Source organism: uncultured Streptococcus sp., from assembly GCF_963521865.1.
In the GTDB taxonomy this organism is placed as follows: Bacteria; Bacillota; Bacilli; order Lactobacillales; family Streptococcaceae; genus Streptococcus.
The window spans coordinates 41,247-59,037 of the sequence record NZ_CAUQWY010000008.1; the positions used below are offsets into that span (position 1 = coordinate 41,247).

The 17,791-nt window shown below is 40.2% G+C and carries 21 protein-coding genes and 1 tRNA gene; 8 read left to right on the forward strand and 14 right to left on the reverse strand.

Going from position 1 to position 17,791, the window contains the following annotated elements; genetic code table 11:
* Positions 1-244: 244 nt before the first annotated feature.
* A complete protein-coding gene (locus RWO85_RS03890; RefSeq protein WP_314414139.1) occupies positions 245-1,804 on the forward strand; it encodes an ATP-binding cassette domain-containing protein in 1,560 nt (519 codons plus the stop codon).
* A 153-nt stretch (positions 1,805-1,957) separates the two neighbouring features.
* Here RWO85_RS03890 and htpX read toward each other — a convergent pair whose 3' ends face one another.
* Together htpX and RWO85_RS03900 are read right to left on the reverse strand one after the other, a co-directional pair.
* Positions 1,958-2,857, reverse strand: coding sequence for a zinc metalloprotease HtpX (htpX, locus tag RWO85_RS03895; RefSeq protein ID WP_314414140.1), 900 nt, complete (start codon positions 2,855-2,857; stop codon positions 1,958-1,960).
* A 1-nt stretch (position 2,858) separates the two neighbouring features.
* Positions 2,859-3,419 (reverse strand): LemA family protein, encoded by a 561-nt coding sequence (locus RWO85_RS03900; RefSeq protein WP_000219822.1) that lies wholly within the window; start codon positions 3,417-3,419, stop codon positions 2,859-2,861.
* Between the two features lie 93 nt (positions 3,420-3,512).
* Here RWO85_RS03900 and rsmG point away from each other — a divergent pair, with 93 nt between their 5' ends.
* Both rsmG and RWO85_RS03910 read left to right on the forward strand, forming a co-directional pair.
* Positions 3,513-4,226 carry a 16S rRNA (guanine(527)-N(7))-methyltransferase RsmG gene (gene rsmG / locus RWO85_RS03905; RefSeq protein ID WP_314414143.1) on the forward strand — a complete coding sequence of 238 codons (714 nt, stop codon included), beginning with the start codon at positions 3,513-3,515 and terminating at the stop codon, positions 4,224-4,226.
* 301 nt (positions 4,227-4,527) lie between these two features.
* A complete protein-coding gene (locus RWO85_RS03910; protein ID WP_025169851.1) occupies positions 4,528-5,811 on the forward strand; it encodes a solute carrier family 23 protein in 1,284 nt (427 codons plus the stop codon).
* Between the two features lie 95 nt (positions 5,812-5,906).
* Here RWO85_RS03910 and ffh read toward each other — a convergent pair whose 3' ends face one another.
* The 3 genes from ffh to RWO85_RS03925 all read right to left on the reverse strand — a co-directional run bounded on the left by ffh (position 5,907) and on the right by RWO85_RS03925 (position 8,289).
* Positions 5,907-7,478 carry a signal recognition particle protein gene (gene ffh, locus RWO85_RS03915; protein WP_050203406.1) on the reverse strand — a complete coding sequence of 524 codons (1,572 nt, stop codon included), beginning with the start codon at positions 7,476-7,478 and terminating at the stop codon, positions 5,907-5,909.
* A gap of 11 nt (positions 7,479-7,489) precedes the next feature.
* Positions 7,490-7,822, reverse strand: a complete 333-nt coding sequence (locus RWO85_RS03920) for a putative DNA-binding protein (protein ID WP_261041425.1) — start codon at positions 7,820-7,822, stop codon at positions 7,490-7,492.
* Positions 7,823-7,911: 89 nt separating this feature from the next.
* The gene (locus tag RWO85_RS03925) at positions 7,912-8,289 is read right to left on the reverse strand and encodes a DUF1934 domain-containing protein (RefSeq protein WP_314414145.1); all 378 of its coding nucleotides are present in this window, start codon (positions 8,287-8,289) and stop codon (positions 7,912-7,914) included.
* A gap of 71 nt (positions 8,290-8,360) precedes the next feature.
* Between RWO85_RS03925 and RWO85_RS03930 the strand changes: the two genes are divergently transcribed.
* Together RWO85_RS03930 and yidA are read left to right on the forward strand one after the other, a co-directional pair.
* Entirely contained in the window at positions 8,361-9,665 is a 1,305-nt protein-coding gene (locus tag RWO85_RS03930) for an HD domain-containing protein (RefSeq protein ID WP_314414147.1), read from the forward strand.
* A 12-nt stretch (positions 9,666-9,677) separates the two neighbouring features.
* A complete protein-coding gene (gene yidA, locus RWO85_RS03935) occupies positions 9,678-10,484 on the forward strand; it encodes a sugar-phosphatase (RefSeq protein ID WP_314414149.1) in 807 nt (268 codons plus the stop codon).
* Positions 10,485-10,528: 44 nt separating this feature from the next.
* Here yidA and RWO85_RS03940 read toward each other — a convergent pair whose 3' ends face one another.
* The 7 genes from RWO85_RS03940 to RWO85_RS03970 all read right to left on the reverse strand — a co-directional run bounded on the left by RWO85_RS03940 (position 10,529) and on the right by RWO85_RS03970 (position 13,384).
* Positions 10,529-11,131 (reverse strand): AbiV family abortive infection protein, encoded by a 603-nt coding sequence (locus RWO85_RS03940; RefSeq protein WP_314414150.1) that lies wholly within the window; start codon positions 11,129-11,131, stop codon positions 10,529-10,531.
* Positions 11,132-11,284: 153 nt separating this feature from the next.
* Positions 11,285-11,356 (reverse strand) — tRNA-Arg (locus RWO85_RS03945).
* A 42-nt stretch (positions 11,357-11,398) separates the two neighbouring features.
* Positions 11,399-11,746, reverse strand: a complete 348-nt coding sequence (gene rplS, locus RWO85_RS03950; protein ID WP_001068670.1) for a 50S ribosomal protein L19 — start codon at positions 11,744-11,746, stop codon at positions 11,399-11,401.
* 118 nt (positions 11,747-11,864) lie between these two features.
* On the reverse strand, positions 11,865-12,194 hold the full coding sequence (gene crcB / locus RWO85_RS03955; protein ID WP_314414152.1) for a fluoride efflux transporter CrcB: 330 nt from the start codon (positions 12,192-12,194) through the stop codon (positions 11,865-11,867).
* Complete coding sequence (gene crcB / locus RWO85_RS03960; RefSeq protein WP_000712114.1) at positions 12,188-12,562, reverse strand: fluoride efflux transporter CrcB; 375 nt, start codon at positions 12,560-12,562, stop codon at positions 12,188-12,190. Before crcB (RWO85_RS03960) ends, crcB (RWO85_RS03955) begins: the two co-directional genes overlap by 7 nt.
* Positions 12,559-12,825 carry a chorismate mutase gene (locus tag RWO85_RS03965; RefSeq protein ID WP_247930781.1) on the reverse strand — a complete coding sequence of 89 codons (267 nt, stop codon included), beginning with the start codon at positions 12,823-12,825 and terminating at the stop codon, positions 12,559-12,561. The genes crcB (RWO85_RS03960) and RWO85_RS03965 overlap by 4 nt, the downstream gene beginning before the upstream one ends.
* 115 nt (positions 12,826-12,940) lie before the next feature.
* A complete protein-coding gene (locus RWO85_RS03970; RefSeq protein ID WP_001162128.1) occupies positions 12,941-13,384 on the reverse strand; it encodes a flavodoxin in 444 nt (147 codons plus the stop codon).
* A gap of 103 nt (positions 13,385-13,487) precedes the next feature.
* Here RWO85_RS03970 and RWO85_RS03975 point away from each other — a divergent pair, with 103 nt between their 5' ends.
* From RWO85_RS03975 to RWO85_RS03985, 3 genes are all read left to right on the forward strand, one after another.
* Positions 13,488-14,423 carry a bifunctional oligoribonuclease/PAP phosphatase NrnA gene (locus RWO85_RS03975; protein WP_314414154.1) on the forward strand — a complete coding sequence of 312 codons (936 nt, stop codon included), beginning with the start codon at positions 13,488-13,490 and terminating at the stop codon, positions 14,421-14,423.
* A 95-nt stretch (positions 14,424-14,518) separates the two neighbouring features.
* Entirely contained in the window at positions 14,519-14,761 is a 243-nt protein-coding gene (locus RWO85_RS03980; RefSeq protein WP_000710764.1) for a type B 50S ribosomal protein L31, read from the forward strand.
* Between the two features lie 193 nt (positions 14,762-14,954).
* Entirely contained in the window at positions 14,955-15,254 is a 300-nt protein-coding gene (locus RWO85_RS03985; protein WP_261044361.1) for a YbaB/EbfC family nucleoid-associated protein, read from the forward strand.
* A 73-nt stretch (positions 15,255-15,327) separates the two neighbouring features.
* Here the strand turns inward: RWO85_RS03985 and RWO85_RS03990 are convergent, their stop codons facing one another.
* Both RWO85_RS03990 and RWO85_RS03995 read right to left on the reverse strand, forming a co-directional pair.
* Complete coding sequence (locus RWO85_RS03990) at positions 15,328-17,091, reverse strand: glycerophosphodiester phosphodiesterase (protein ID WP_314414156.1); 1,764 nt, start codon at positions 17,089-17,091, stop codon at positions 15,328-15,330.
* An 8-nt stretch (positions 17,092-17,099) separates the two neighbouring features.
* Positions 17,100-17,690, reverse strand: a complete 591-nt coding sequence (locus RWO85_RS03995; protein ID WP_314414158.1) for a 3'-5' exonuclease — start codon at positions 17,688-17,690, stop codon at positions 17,100-17,102.
* Between the last annotated feature and the right edge of the window lie 101 nt (positions 17,691-17,791).

Consider the following 17,791-nt stretch of genomic DNA (forward strand, 5'->3'; position numbering starts at 1 on the left):
ACATGAACAACTAAGTCTATCAAATAAAGAAACTTTATTTAGTAGATCTTGTTTTTGTCTCTTTTTGTACTAGATTTTCTGGTACTTTATCCTCTTTGAAAATCAAAAAACTAGAAAGCTAACCATCTGCTCCTCTTGGGTTGGATAGGGGGAGACTGGCCTAGTTTGACAGGATTTTCGACATGGATAATAGCGTTTCTGACAGTGACTTTGGGCTCTACTAGGTAAAGTAGAGCTTTTTGTTATGCACAATCGACATTCTAGAAAGGGCAATCATATGATAAAAATCAATCACCTGACCATCACACAAAACAAAGATTTACGAGACCTTGTCTCTGACCTCAGCATGACCATCCAGGATGGGGAAAAGGTCGCTATTATTGGAGAGGAAGGAAATGGCAAATCAACATTGCTGCGAGCCTTAATGGGAGAAGCATTGCCTACTTTCACTATCAAGGGAGACATCCAGTCTGACCTTCAGTCACTGGCCTACATTCCTCAAAAACTCCCCGAGGAGCTGAAAAAGAAAACTCTACACGACTACTTCTTTTTAGATTCTATTGATTTAGACTACAGTATCCTCTATCGTTTGGCTGAGGAATTGCATTTTGATAGCAATCGTTTCGCTAGCGACCAAGATATTGGCAGTCTATCAGGGGGCGAAGCTTTGAAAATTCAGCTCATCCATGAGTTAGCCAAACCCTTTGAGATTCTATTTTTAGATGAACCTTCAAATGACCTGGACCTTGAAACAGTTGATTGGCTAAAAGGTCAGATTCGCAAGATTAGGCAAACTGTTATTTTCATTTCCCATGATGAAGACTTTCTTTCTGAAACGGCAGACACTATTGTCCACTTGCGACTGGTCAAGCACCGTAAAGAAGCGGAAACACTAGTAGAGCATTTAGACTATGATTGCTATAGTGAGCAGAGAAAGGCTAATTTTGCCAGACAAAGTCAGCAAGCTGCTAACGACAAAAGAGCCTACGATAAAACCATGGAAAAACATCGGCGAGTCAAGCAAAATGTAGAAACTGCGCTTCGAGCTACTAAAGACAGTACTGCCGGGCGCCTATTGGCTAAAAAGATGAAAAATGTCCTCTCTCAAGAAAAACGCTTTGAAAAGACAGCTCAGGCCATGACCCAAAAGCCACTTGAAGAGGAAGAAATCAGACTTTTCTTCTCAGATATACAGCCATTACCTGCTTCTAAAGTCTTAATTCAACTGGAAAAAGAAAATTTGTCCATTGGCGACCGAGTTTTGGTTCAAGAACTACGACTAACTGTCCGTGGCCAAGAAAAAATCGGTATTATCGGGCCAAATGGTATTGGAAAATCGACTCTGCTAGCCAAATTACAGCAACTTCTGAATGATAAAAGAGAAATTTCGCTTGGTTTTATGCCACAAGATTATCACAAAAAACTACAATTGGAGCTATCTCCAGTAGACTATCTAAGTAAAACTGGGGAAAAAGAGGAACTTCAGAAAATCCAATCTAACCTAGCTAGTCTCAATTTCAGTTATCCAGAAATGCAGCATCAAATTCGCTCCTTATCTGGCGGACAACAGGGTAAACTCCTGCTTTTGGATTTAGTCTTGCGCAAACCAAACTTTCTCCTGCTAGATGAACCCACACGAAACTTTTCTCCAACTTCTCAACCCGAAATTAGAAAACTCTTTGCCACCTATCCTGGTGGTCTCATCACTGTTTCGCATGACCGTCGTTTCTTAAAAGAGGTCTGTTCGACTATCTATCGCTTGACAGATCATGGTTTAGAGGTAGTTGATTTAGAAGATTTATAAATTTTCAACATAGCAGATATGTGGGGCAAAAACACAATTTTAGGAGAAGAGAAAGTAAATCTTCCCATAATAAAACGCATAATATCAAGTTTTTTGTGCACACCTGATATTATGCGTTTTTCAGATTTTAAAGGCTTTTTTCCAGCCTTCATTTTACATATGTTTTAAACGTTCAATACGTTCTGAGATAGGTGGGTGGGTATAAAAGAGTTTTTGGAACCCTCCCCCTTTCTTAGGATCATTGATATAAAGTGCACTGCTGGCATCATCTACAGGACGACTCATCGGTTTACTATTATCCAACTTACCTAGAGCATTGATCATTCCTTGAGGATTGCGAGTCAACTCAACACTAGAAGCATCCGCTAGGAATTCCCTCTGACGAGAAATAGCTAGTTGCACCAAGGTTGCAGCAAGAGGTGCCAGCACAATAGCTAGGAGAGAAACCACTAGCATAATGATTTCTAAGCCATTTCCATCTCGATCATCGTCACTTCGTCTGCGATCTGCGCCACCCCACCACATCATACGACCTGCCATACTAGAAAGCATGGTAATAGCACTAGCAAGGGCAACAGCAATAGTCGAAATACGGATATCGTAATTACGAATATGACTGACTTCATGTCCCATAACAGCTTCTAGTTCCTCGCGATTCATGATAGCTAGGAGACCTGACGTCGCAGCAACCGCCGCGTTTTGAGGGTTAGAACCTGTCGCAAAGGCATTTAAGGCTGGATCATCAATGATGAAAACACGGGGCATAGGAATCTGAGCGACCATAGCCATATCTTCCACTACATGGTAGAGGTCTGGTGCCGTTTGTTCATCAACCTCACGCGCTCCATTCATGGACATAACAATCTCTGTCGATTGAAAAATCATGGACAAGGCATAGATAAAGCCGATAATCAGTGCGATAACCAAACCACCAAGTCCAGACCTCATAAAGAGATAACCAACCGCATAGCCAACAAGAGCTAAGAGTAGGAAAAATACCAGCAATAAAATCCAGGTTTTTCGTTTATTGCTTGCAATTTGATCAAACAGCATCTTAGTCACCTAAACCGCTAAAATCAACTTTAGGAACTGCCTTTTCCTCTTCTGGTGTTTGAAGGAAATCTGCTGCTTTAAATCCAAACATTCCAGCGATAATATTACTTGGGAAAGTTTCTAATTTTACATTGTAGTTGCTGACAACACTGTTGTAGAGTTGACGAGAGTAAGAAATTTTATTTTCTGTGTTTGTCAACTCCTCTTGCAATTTAACAAAGTTGGCACTAGCTTTCAAATCTGGGTAGCTTTCTGCAACTGCAAAAATACCTGAAACCTGACGAGTGAGGGCATCACTAGCTTTCATAGCTTCTGCTGGTGAAGTCGCTGCCGCCACTTGGTTACGAAGTTCTGCCACCTTTTCAAGGGTAGAACCTTCATATTTAGCATAACCTTTTACAGTCTCAATCAAGTTTGGCAAAAGGTCATTTCGACGTTTCAACTGAACATCAATCTGGCTCCAAGCCTCCTTTGTTTGCATACGATTCTTAACCAAACCGTTATAGCTAACAATCACAAAAATAACAATAAGAGCGATAACTCCAAGAATAATCCAAGTCATTATATAAGTCCTTTCTACTTTTAGATTAGTACCAGTATATCAAATTTTTAATGATTGTGGTAAAATAAGATGATACTAAAGAAGGAAATAACTATGAAACCAGAAACATTTTACAACCTGCTTGCCGAGCAAAATCTTCCACTTTCGGACCAGCAAAAAAAACAATTTGAACTTTATTTTGAACTCTTGGTCGAGTGGAATGAAAAGATTAATTTGACGGCTATTACAGACAAAGAAGAAGTTTATCTCAAACATTTTTATGATTCGATTGCACCTATTCTGCAAGGTTTGATTCCCAATGAAAATATCAAACTGCTTGATATCGGGGCTGGGGCAGGATTTCCTAGTCTTCCCATGAAAATCCTCTATCCTCAGTTAAATGTAACTATCATTGATTCACTCAATAAGCGCATCAACTTCCTCCAACTGTTGGCTCAAGAACTGGATTTGGACGGTGTTCATTTCTACCATGGACGTGCCGAAGATTTTGCCCAAGACAAGAACTTCCGTGCTCACTATGATTTTGTAACAGCTCGTGCGGTTGCCCGTATGCAGGTCTTGTCTGAGTTGACCATTCCCTACCTTAAAGTTGGTGGCAAACTATTGGCACTCAAGGCTAGCAATGCGCCTGAGGAATTAGTAGAAGCTAAGAATGCCCTCAACCTCCTCTTCAGTAAGGTCGAAGACAATCTCAGCTACGCCCTACCGAATGGAGATCCGCGTTATATCACAGTGGTGGAAAAGAAAAAAGAAACACCAAATAAATATCCAAGAAAGGCTGGCATGCCCAATAAACGCCCGCTTTAAATTTTTTAGTAAAAAATATTTACAAAGTCAGCCTCGCTCTTTTATTTTTAGGCTCGGGAAAAAATGATTTACAAAATCAACCTCGCTCCTTTATTTCCAGGCTCGGGAAAAAATGATTTACAAAATCATTTTTTTCTGCTATACTAACACAAGCAAAGGTTTTTAATGTCATCCCGTGAGGTGACGAAGACGCAGAAATACTTGAAACTCTTTAAAGTCTAGATTTTAGAGAAGTCTTACTCTGAGGGCCTATTGCTGTAAAATAATGGGCTCTTTTTTGATGCCCAAAAGTGAGGTTTATATGAAACAAGAATCAACTGTTGATTTGTTACTAGACGTTGACCAACGTCCTTCGGCTGGAAAAGGAATTCTCCTTAGTTTCCAACATGTTTTCGCCATGTTTGGTGCGACCATCTTGGTACCCTTGATTTTGGGAATGCCTGTATCTGTTGCCCTTTTTGCTTCGGGTGTTGGAACACTCATCTACATGATCGCAACTGGTTTTAGAGTTCCAGTTTATCTAGGATCATCATTCGCCTTTATCACAGCTATGTCGCTAGCTATGAAGGAACTAGGAGGGGATGTATCAGCTGCACAAACAGGGGTTATCCTTACAGGTTTTATCTATGTGCTTGTCGCTGCTGGTGTTCGTTTTGCGGGTACAAAATGGATTGATAAACTCTTGCCACCAATCATCATCGGACCTATGATTATCGTTATCGGTCTTGGACTTGCAGGCTCAGCTGTTACCAATGCTGGTCTTGTAGCGGATGGAAATTGGAAAAATGCTCTTGTAGCAGTTGTTACTTTCTTGATTGCTGCCTTTATCAACACAAAAGGAAAAGGCTTTCTACGAATCATTCCATTCCTCTTTGCCATTATCGGTGGTTACCTCTTCGCACTAACTCTTGGCTTGGTTGATTTTACACCAGTTCTTAAAGCTAACTGGTTCGAGATTCCTGGTTTCTACTTGCCATTTAGCACAGGTGGTGCCTTTAAAGAATACAATCTTTACTTTGGTCCAGAAACCATCGCCATCTTGCCAATCGCTATCGTAACAATTTCTGAACATATCGGAGACCATACTGTTTTGGGTCAAATCTGTGGCCGTCAATTCTTGAAAGAACCAGGTCTTCACCGTACTCTTCTTGGTGACGGTATCGCAACTTCTGTTTCTGCCTTCCTTGGCGGACCAGCCAATACAACTTATGGAGAAAATACAGGGGTTATCGGTATGACTCGTATCGCTTCTGTCTCAGTTATCCGTAACGCTGCCTTCATCGCGATTGCCCTTAGCTTCCTTGGTAAATTCACTGCCTTGATTTCAACCATTCCAAATGCTGTACTTGGTGGTATGTCAATCCTTCTCTACGGAGTTATCGCAAGTAATGGTTTGAAAGTCTTGATCAAAGAACGTGTTGACTTCGCTCAAATGCGTAACCTCATCATCGCAAGTGCTATGTTGGTCCTTGGACTTGGAGGAGCTATCCTTAAACTTGGTCCAGTTACACTTTCAGGTACTGCCCTATCAGCCATGACAGGAATCATCTTGAACTTAATCTTACCATACGAAAATAAAGACTAAGAATCTAAACACATCAAAAAACGAGCATTTCCAATTACGGAAGTGCTCATTTTTCTTCTTTCTAAAAAAGGAAAGCCCTGTGGCCTTCCTTTGTCTTACTTACGTTTCTTCTTCGCTTTCTTCATTTTGTTAGCCATGCGTTTCATGGACTGTTTCATAGCAAATTCACCGATTTTACCTTTTAGACCGCCACCAAACATCTGACTCATATCTGGCATTCCTGCTCCTCCGAGAGCTGACAGATCAGGCATACCGCCTTGTCCCATCATTCCTTCAAGGGCAGACATATCCATTCCTCCCATATTTGGCATATTTTTAGGAAGATTGTTAGGGTTGATGCCCATTTGTTTCATCATCTTGTTCATATCTCCAGACATGACACCTTGCATAAGCTGTTTAGCCTGGTTAAAGTCCTTGATGAACTTATTGACTTCGACAAATGTATTCCCAGAACCAGCAGCGATACGACGACGACGGCTTGGATTTAACAAATCTGGATTTTCACGTTCTTCAGGCGTCATAGAAGACACAATGGCACGTTTGCGCGCAATCTGGCGCTCATCCACCTTCATGTTTTGAAGGGCTGGATTGTTGGCCATACCTGGAATCATCTTGAGCAAGTCTTCCATCGGCCCCATGTTTTGCACCTGATCCAACTGATCAATGAAATCATTGAAATCAAAGGTGTTTTCGCGCATCTTCTCAGCCATTTCAAGGGCTTTTTGCTCATCGTATTCCTGAGAAGCTTTCTCAATCAGAGTGAGCATATCCCCCATGCCAAGGATACGGCTAGACATACGGTCTGGGTGGAAGGTTTCAATGTCCGTAATCTTTTCACCTGTACCAGTAAACTTGATTGGTTTTCCAGTAATGTGACGAACAGATAGAGCCGCACCACCACGAGTATCGCCATCAATCTTAGTAAGGATCACCCCAGTGACTTCTAACTGAGCATTGAACTCACGCGCAACATTGGCCGCTTCCTGACCAATCATAGCGTCAACGACAAGGAGAATTTCATTTGGTTGAGCCAGTGCTTTCACGTCGCGAAGCTCATTCATCAAAAGCTCATCAATCTGCAAACGACCTGCCGTATCAATCAAGACATAGTCATTATGATTAGCTTGGGCTTGTTCCAAACCTTGACGAACAATCTCCACAGCTGGAACCTCTGTACCAAGAGCGAAAACCGGCACATCAATCTGTTGTCCCAGAGTTTTCAACTGGTCAATAGCCGCAGGACGGTAAATATCCGCCGCAATCATCAAAGGACGAGCATTTTCTTCCTTCTTGAGTTTATTGGCCAATTTACCAGCAAAAGTTGTTTTACCAGCCCCCTGCAAACCAACCATCATGATGATTGTAGGAATCTTAGGTGACTTGATAATTTCTGCCGTATCAGAACCTAAAACGTCTGTCAGTTCCTCATCAACGATTTTGATAATCTGTTGCGCAGGATTAAGGGTATCAATGACCTCATGCCCGACTGCACGCTCACGAACTTTCTTGATAAAGTCCTTTACAACAGGCAAGGCAACGTCGGCTTCAAGCAAGGCCAAGCGAATCTCTTTGGTTGCCTCTTGAACATCAGATTCAGAGATTTTTCCTTTTTTACGTAGATTTTTAAAGACGTTCTGCAAACGTTCTGTTAAACTTTCAAATGCCATTTTTCTTCCTCTTATTCTCTATTATCAATGCTTGTTAAAATTTCTATCTGCTCCTGCAGAAAGTCATCCTTGGGATAGCGCTCCAAAATCTGGTCAAAAATCTGACTGCGGACAATGTAGTCCGAGTACATGTGCAATTTCATCTCATAATCTTCCAGAATTTTTTCTGTCCGCTTGATATTGTCGTAAACAGCCTGACGACTGACACCGAACTCTTCAGCAATCTCAGCAAGGCTATAATCATCAGCATAGTAGAACTCTATATAATTCATTTGCTTATCTGTCAAAAGCGCCGCATAAAATTCAAAGAGCGCATTCATACGATTGGTTTTTTCAATTTCCATAACTTTTATTATACCAAAAATTAGCCTAATCTACCACACTAGGGAGCCAATCCAAGAAGATAGCTAGCTAAATTTGAAAAAACAAGAGACTAGCCCCAAGTAATTTCCAATTGATAGCTGGCAAAGGGTTGTCCCTCTTGATTTTGTAGTTGATAGCCTAAATGTATCTTTTGCCCATCAACTTCATAACGGCTCGTTTGAATGATAAACTCCTGCATGCCCATAGGTGTAGGGATATAGGCTAAACTATCACTATCCTTTAAAAAGCGCATAGTGGTCTTGGGATTGGAAAAACGACTCATCACCAGTTCTTGATCATGAAATTTAATCACTACTTTTTCCTTTTCCTCATTATAGAAAAGCAGGTAGCTATAATCTCCTTTTTCATGCACTTCCACGTCATAAAGCTGGTCAATCACTTCCAACTGCTCATCAAACTGAATCCTATTTCGCATCCGAATCTTCACATCTAGTCCTCTTTCTTGTCTCTTGTCCTACTATTTTACCAAAAATATCAGGTTTTTGCTATAATGGTCATATGAACGAAAAAGTATTCCGTGACCCAGTTCACAACTACATCCATGTCAATAATCAAATCATCTATGACTTGATTAATACAAAAGAATTTCAGCGTTTGCGTCGTATCAAGCAACTGGGAACTTCCAGTTATACCTTCCACGGTGGGGAGCACAGCCGCTTCTCTCACTGTCTAGGTGTCTATGAAATTGCACGACGCATCACGGAGATTTTTGAAGAAAAATATCCTGAAGAATGGAATCCTGCCGAGTCTCTCTTGACCATGACCGCTGCTCTCCTGCATGACCTTGGGCATGGTGCCTACTCCCATACTTTTGAACATCTCTTTGATACAGACCATGAGGCCATCACCCAGGAAATCATCCAAAGTCCTGAGACGGAGATTCACCAAGTCCTGCTACAAGTGGCGCCAGATTTTCCAGAAAAGGTTGCCAGTGTCATCAACCACACCTATCCTAACAAGCAGGTCGTGCAACTCATTTCTAGTCAGATTGATGCAGACCGCATGGACTATCTCTTGCGCGACTCCTATTTTACAGGTGCTTCCTATGGAGAATTTGACCTGACTCGCATTCTCCGAGTCATTCGTCCTATCGAAAACGGTATTGCCTTTCAGCGCAATGGCATGCATGCCATCGAAGACTACGTCCTCAGTCGCTACCAGATGTACATGCAGGTTTATTTCCACCCAGCAACACGCGCCATGGAAGTTCTCCTACAGAATCTCCTCAAACGCGCCAAGGAACTCTATCCTGAAGATAAGGACTTCTTTGCACGAACTTCCCCCCATTTGCTACCTTTCTTTGAAAAAAATGTGACCTTGTCTGATTATCTGGCTCTAGATGATGGTGTGATGAATACCTACTTCCAGCTCTGGATGACCAGTCCTGACAAGATACTTGCAGACTTGTCGCAACGTTTTGTCAACCGCAAGGTCTTTAAATCCATTACCTTTTCACAAGAATACCAAGACCAACTCGCTAGCATGAGAAAATTGGTTGAGGACATTGGCTTTGAGCCAGACTACTATACTGCCATTCATAAGAACTTTGACCTCCCTTATGATATTTATCGTCCCGAATCTGAAAATCCAAGGACACAGATTGAGATCTTACAAAAAAATGGAGAACTGGCCGAACTCTCTAGCCTGTCTCCTATCGTCCAATCCCTTGCTGGCAGTCGCCACGGAGATAATCGTTTTTATTTCCCAAAAGAAATGTTGGACCAAAATAGCATTTTCGCAAGCATTACCCAGCAATTTTTACACTTGATTGAGAATGATCATTTTACCCCAAATAAAAACTAGAAGAGGAAATTTATGAGTATTAAACTAATTGCCGTCGATATCGACGGAACTCTAGTCAACAGTCAAAAGGAGATCACGCCTCAAGTCTTTTCTGCCATTCAAGACGCCAAAGAAGCTGGTGTCAAAGTCGTCATTGCAACGGGTCGTCCTATCGCAGGTGTTGCCAAACTTCTGGACGACTTGCAGCTGAGAGACGAGGGCGACTATGTGGTGACCTTCAACGGTGCCCTTGTCCAAGAAACTGCTACAGGACATGAGATTATCAGCGAATCCTTGACCTATGAGGATTATCTGGATATGGAATTCCTTAGTCGTAAGCTCGGTGTCCACATGCATGCTATTACCAAGGACGGTATCTACACTGCAAATCGCAATATCGGAAAATACACAGTTCACGAATCAACCCTCGTCAGCATGCCAATCTTCTACCGCACTCCTGAAGAAATGGCTGGCAAGGAAATCGTCAAGTGTATGTTTATCGATGAACCAGAGATTCTGGATGCAGCGATTGAAAAAATTCCAGCAGAATTTTACAAACGTTACTCCATCAACAAGTCTGCTCCTTTCTACCTCGAACTCCTTAAAAAGAATGTAGACAAGGGTTCAGCTATTACTCACTTAGCTGAAAAACTGGGATTGACCAAAGATGAAACCATGGCTATCGGTGACGAAGAAAATGACCGTGCCATGCTGGAAGTCGTTGGCAACCCCGTAGTCATGGAAAACGGAAATCCAGAAATCAAAAAAATCGCCAAATACATCACCAAAACAAATGACGAATCCGGCGTTGCCCATGCCATCCGAACATGGGTACTGTAAAAGGAAAGAATAGACGAAAACCGCTCAGTTGAGCGGTTTTTTGTCTATTTCATCTTAGAATTAGCAATAATTTCAAAAAATAAATCAGTTTTCTTTGATAACTCGATTGAGTAATCTGTCCATCCAACAAGATTATCATCAAATGATTCTATCGCAAATAAAAGTAGATTTCTTGCAAGTTCTTGAGTAATTAAATCTTTTGGTGTCACGATATTGTTATTTTTTCTATCACAATAAATTACTTGTTCTCTTAAATCTTTCAATTCTCCAGAATAAATAAATTTAAAAATTTTTTCCAAATTTTCATTAGAAATTGCATTTTTAATCCTTTCGCCCATACAAATAGTGTAGCTCGCTCCAACAATTTGTTTAGACTTATGATCTCTTAATTTATCTTTTCTCACATAGGAATCTGAACCTTTAATAAATATTCCCATTTGAATTTTTCCAACCTCTTCTAGCACACTAATAGCTAAAAAAGAGGAGGAGGTATATGAATTATTTATATATAAAATGTATGAATCCGAAATCAACTGAACAACATGATCTAAGCATTTATTCAATTCTTCTTTTGAAGAAATATAAAAATTGCTAGTTCCGTTTAAGATAGATTCTATCTTATCAAAAGAAAAATCTTTATCGACCATTAGTACTCCAAATTTTATAATTCATGATAATTTGTCAAAGTAATTCTAGGGGTTGCTTATCAAACCTATGTCAACACTTTATATAATTCTTGTAATTTAGGGGCGAATTTGGGACGAAACACCTCAAACACCCAGTAAAATCAATAGTTTATATGCCCCCTGCAGGAATCGAACCTGCAACTACTCCTTAGGAGGGAGTTGTTATATCCATTGAACTAAGGGAGCTAGATAAAAACTCTGCTGAAAAAGCAGAGTTTTTTAGTCGAATTAACGACGGATTTCTTTGATACGAGCTGCTTTACCTTGAAGAGCACGCAAGTAGTACAATTTCGCACGACGTACTTTACCGTAACGTACAACTTCGATCTTTTCAACACGTGGAGTGTGGATTGGGAAGATACGCTCAACACCTACACCGTTAGAGATTTTACGAACTGTGTAGTTTTCTGAGATGCCAGCACCTTTACGTGCGATAACAACACCTTCAAAGATCTGAACACGTTCACGGTTACCTTCGACAACTTTCGCGTGTACACGAACAGTGTCACCAGGACGGAATGATGGAATATCTGTACGAAGTTGACCTTCAGTCAAGCTTTGGATTAATGGATTCATTTTATTCTCCTATCTTTGCCAATCTTGAGGAACCTTCCTCAGCGGATAAACTGTATTTTTGTGCGTCCATTACACACAAGATACAGTTTACCAAATTTCCACAAAAAAGTAAAGAAATTTATAGCAGAATTCCTAAAAAAATCGCAATAAAACCACCTAGGTAGGTTAAAGCTAAATAAGAATAAAATACCTTCTTATCACTTAGCAGTCTTTGCAGTTCATCATTCAAGGTCGAGAAGGTTGTTAACCCTCCACAAAATCCTGTTGCTAGGATAGTATAAACTTCCTTGGACTCCACATGGTTGTAGAGCAAGCCAATCAAAAAACAACCTAGAAGATTGGCTATGAGCGTTCCGAGTGGCAATTTAGAAGCTTGATTATAGCGGGAAAAGAAATAACGTACTAGAGCTCCGAAACCACAAGCAATTGCAAGATAGACGATTACCATTTCTTCCTCCCTAAATAGTAAGCTAAAAGCAGTCCTCCACCGATGCTCAAAAGCAAATACAGGACTAAACTAAGATAACGCCCTGTATCAAGCAGTTTCACAGCATCAAGCATTAGACTAGAAAAGGTTGTCAAACCACCGCAAAAACCCGTCCCCAGTGCTAAAACCAAGCCCTTACTAGTCCCCTTATAGACCAGGTAGCCTTTTACCAGATAAACCAAGCAGAAAATTCCCAGATAGTTGACAAAGAGAGTGCCCCAAGGAAAATCTGGACTGGCTGGTAACCAAGTAGAAACTAGATAGCGGACAAGTCCGCCCACCATAGCAGCTAGAAAAATTCCTAGCGGATAAAATTGTTCTTTTTTCATTTGATGTTTTGATCCTGATAATCACGCGAACGTTTGAGTATGTCAGAAAATGTTGCGACAATAGTCTCCTGATAGCGCTTGTCTTCTACACGATTTCTGACCTTTTCAAAAATAACTTCTTCTCTCTTGGTATCTAAAATCGGTTTCCCTGAAGCCTTCTTATAAGCAACTACCCCCTCAACCAAATGCATTCGTTCTTCTAACAGTTTGACAATCTGGTCGTCGATTTGATCAATTTCTTGACGAATAATATCTAAATCCATACAGTCTCCTCCTTTATTTGAATTATTGTATCAAAAAGCCACCAAATAGGCTAGTAAAATCCCAACTCACGCTAAGAAAAATGCACTGATTAATTGCATCAGCGCACTTTTATACTTATCCTACTTTAGCAGCCAATTCTTCTGCAAATTGTTCCAAGCGTTCAATATCTTCTTCCTCGGCAGAAAGATCAACTTTGACACACTCTGAACCTTTTTCTGCTCCTGTTGAAACAAAGACACGATCAAAGTCATCAACAGCTTTACAGAATTCATCGTAGAAAGTATCACCTGAGCCAACCACTCCGTAGATTTTGCCATTCAAGTTGAGGTCTGCTAAGTCTTCGTAGAAGTCCATCATCTCATCTGGCAATTCTCCATCACCATAAGTATAGGTCGCAACGATAGCGATGTCTGCTTCCAAGAAGTCTGAAGCGTCAACAGTTGTACATTCATCAACATCGACATCCAAGCCCAAGTCACGTAATTTGTCTGCTACAATATCTGCAATTTCTTCGGTATTACCGGTCATACTGGCAAATACAATTTTTGCTAATGCCATATCGTCCTCCTCAATTTATCTTTCTCCATTATATCACATCTTTTTCATTTTAAAAATAAAAATTCTTGTGCTACAATGAAATGAGAAAGAATTGAGGTTATTTATGGAAATTTGCCATCAAATTTTAGAAAAAATCAAAGAATACGACACGATTATCATTCATCGTCATATGAAACCAGACCCTGATGCCTTAGGAAGTCAGGTGGGATTGAAAGCTCTTCTCAAACATCATTTCCCAGAAAAAACCATCAAAGCAGTTGGTTTTGATGAACCAACTCTTACTTGGATGGCTGAGATGGATCTTGTTGAAGATAGTGTCTACCAAGACGCCCTTGTCATCGTCTGTGATACAGCTAATACTGCTCGTATCGATGATAAGCGCTACAGTCAAGGTGACTTTCTCATTAAGATTGACCACCATCCTAATGATGATGTCTACGGTGACCTATCTTGGGTGGATACTAGTTCAAGTAGCGCTAGCGAGATGATTACCCTATTTGCCCAAACAAATCAACTGGCCTTGTCAGATCGCGCTGCTGAGTTGCTCTTTGCAGGAATTGTTGGTGATACAGGTCGCTTCCTTTATCCTTCTACGACTGCACGGACTCTTCGCCTGGCTGCCTCTCTAAGAGAACAGAACTTTGATTTTGCGGCTCTCACTCGCAAAATGGACACTATGAGCTACAAAATTGCTAAACTTCAAGGCTACATCTACGACCATCTGGAAGTGGATGAAAATGGTGCAGCTCGTGTTATCCTGAGTCAAGAAGTCTTGAAACAATTCAATGTTACCGATGCTGAAACTGCCGCTATTGTAGGAGCTCCTGGTCGGATTGACAGCGTCAGTCTCTGGGGAATTTTTGTAGAACAGGCTGATGGCCACTACCGTGTTCGCTTACGCAGTAAAATCCATCCTATCAATGAAATCGCCAAGGAACATGATGGTGGAGGCCACCCTCTAGCAAGCGGTGCTAATTCCTATAGCCTAGAAGAAAACGAAATCATCTACCAAAAGTTAAAAAACTTACTTAAAAACTGATAAAATACTTGCCAAACTTTTCAGAATCTGATAGACTAGTATGGTAACAATCTATGGCTCGCAAAGAGACCATGGCAGAAAGGAAATATTGCAAAATGAAAAAAGATATCCATCCAGAATATCGCCCAGTTGTCTTCATGGACACAACTACTGGTTACCAATTCCTTAGCGGTTCAACAAAACGCTCTAACGAAACAGTTGAATTCGAAGGCGAAACTTACCCATTGATCCGTGTGGAAATTTCATCAGACTCACACCCATTCTACACTGGACGTCAAAAGTTCACTCAAGCAGATGGACGCGTGGATCGTTTCAACAAAAAATACGGTCTCAAATAATGATAAAAAGACAGCTTTGGCTGTTCTTTTTTTGTTTCTTGAAATCAACTGCTGTTTTCATGTTCCAGACTCGTGCTCTTCGAAAATCTCTTTGGTAATTTAATGTTGGAGGATTTATACTAACATTAGACTTTTAACCCCAAAATTGATAAAATAGGAAAGAAAATAAGATAAAAGGAAACTGTAAATCACCATGATGAACATGCAAAATATGATGCGCCAAGCACAAAAACTTCAAAAACAAATGGAACAAAGCCAAGCTGAACTTGCTGCTATGCAATTTGTTGGCAAATCTGCTCAAGACCTTGTTCAAGCGACCTTGACTGGAGATAAGAAAGTTGTCAACATTGACTTCAATCCAGCTGTCGTTGACCCAGAAGATCTCGAAACTCTTTCTGATATGACCGTTCAGGCCATCAACTCCGCTCTTGAACAAATCGATGAAACTACCAAGAAAAAACTGGGTGCTTTCGCTGGGAAATTGCCATTCTAAGCATAAGAAAAACAAGCATTCAAGAGAATACTTGCCTATCCGTGGGAGGAACAGTTGTTCCTCTTTTTGCTTATTAAAAATTAAAGAATTCCATGGCCTGTTTGAAAAGCAATTCAGTATACTCTGGGTCTTCTTGGGCAATAGTAACCTGGTCTTGAATCATTTCCAAATCATCCGTTATCATGCCATCAGCTCCCAAATGAACTGATTTCTCAAAGGACTCTGAACTATTGATGGTCCAAACGTACAATTTCTGATCCGTATTCCAAAGCTTGTTGACAAAATTTTCATCTAAAGTTGAATACTCCATGGTGTAACCTGTAGCCTTGGTTCTTGGAAAAATACTATTGTAAGGTAGGATGAAATAGACTGGAATTTGAGAATCGTAGGCTAGCACCTGATCAATCACATGGTAGTCTAAAGATTGCATTTGATGACCATTCTGCTTAAGAACCGTTCCATATTTTTCCATAAAGCGTTTCATCATATCTGGGCTATCTTTTCGACTGGTTTTAATCTCAATAAGAAGTTTTTGATGCAATTCATTGGCTTTATTGAGATAGTCATCAAAACTGGACACCTTGCTATGATAACCATTTTCTGAAATATCAAGTTTGGTTAATTCATCTAAGGTTAAATCCTGAGGATTGGCATTAACTCCTGTCAGATTCTTGATATTGGCATCATGCATCATGACAAACTGGCCATCTTTTGTTTCCTGAACATCTGTCTCAACGAAATCTGGAGATAACTGAGCAGTTTTTTCTAGTGATTGGACGGTATTCTGCACACCATTCTTATTAGATACTCCCCTGTGAGAAATGATTAAAGGTTTATGTGAAACTGGAGCTTCTAAATAAACATACCCCTCAAGAGCGAAAAAGATACAAGCACAGCCCATCACTCCCCATCTCATCCAGTGGTCTTTCTTTCTCCTTGGTGTGATTTCTAGTTCTTCTCCTGTTAAGAAGGAAACAAACTTAATGAGAAAGTAAGTCAAGGCCATATAGTGGAAATTCTTAATCAAGACAAAGTTAAGAATTCCCAGTACAAGAGATTCCTTATGAGTCAGACCATCCATCAGTGCCTGACTTGCCAAGATTGGAATCAATAGAAGAATGAAAAATAGGTAGGTTTTGACGACAATCCAAAGCAAGTTCCAAGTATAAAACCAGGAGTGCTTTCTTGTCTTCTCTAGACTGTATCTGACAGCTTCTTTGACTGTTTTCTTCTCAAATAAAAGCTGAGGTAGAGCAAACATGAAACGCACTGAAATGTAAAATAGAAGTAAAGCAAGAATAGTAACCACTATACCTACTAGCCAATACTTGTCTTCCACATAATCAACGATAAAGTCTGGAATGACAATTTTATTAAGGTAATAAATCTTTAAAATCTTTCGAATCAATGGAAAGAGCATCATGACATAAAAGAAAATAAAGGCCATTTTTGAAATCGTCACTTGCTTCATAAACAAGAAACTTTGGCGAAAGACCTTGCGACTGTACTCCAGCAAGGTCCTTTTTTCATGGCATAATAAATGCCTAGCACCAATAAAGAGAAGTCCTATCTGGTAAAAGGCGACCAGTAAATTAACAATCACCAGAACAAATAAAGCAAGACTAATAAAGGGTGAACCCGTTATAATGGCAAAAATATTGTTGTAGGATAGAAAGAGATAACCTGTCTGACGGAGCAAAAGTCCAGCAATCCAAGAATTTGATGGTAACCAGACAAACTCAATCATCATAAAAGTCAAGAAAAATAGAAAGAGTATTTTATCTAGATTAAAGTATATCTGCTTAAAACCTAGATTTTTAGGTTTTTCAGGTTTCATAGGCACTCCTAGTCAAATAATTGAGACAAGTCCAAGCCCCCAAAAGGATTGTTAGAGAGGCTACTTTCTGCCCCTAACAATTCTCTAGCCTGGTCTGACTCTAGAAAGGACTCGTAAACACGCGCCGTCATCCGAGCATCCTCTAAGCTATTATGAGACTGACCTTGAAATCCAAGAAATGAGGCAACAGTTTGCAATTTGAGATTGGCAATACCATGTAAATCCGAACTACGACGTTCAAAAGCTTCATCATACAAGTCCACCTTATACTGCTGGCTATAGTCTAAACCATGATCCGCTAAAATAGGTAGATCACTTTTAGCAGCATTGTAGCCAACCATGGGTAAAGAACCCACAAACTCTTGGAAGTCTTTTATAACTTCCTCCACTGGTGGAGCATCTTTTAAGGTCTCAGCCGTAATCCCAGTCAAACCATTGATAAAGCTTTTTAAGGGAACACTGGTATGAACATAGGAATCATAGGCATCGATTTCCTGACCATCTTTAAAACGCACTGCCGATACTTGAATTAGGTGTGTTTGTCCTTCGTGCTGATTAAATTCTAAATCAAAAGCAATGTAATCTTCTAATCGTTCCATTCTATACTTCTCCCATACGGTTATTTTACTTGAGCAACTATACTATTTAGAAATAAAAGAAGCCATCAGGTTAGCATTTAACCTAAACAGCTCCTTGATTA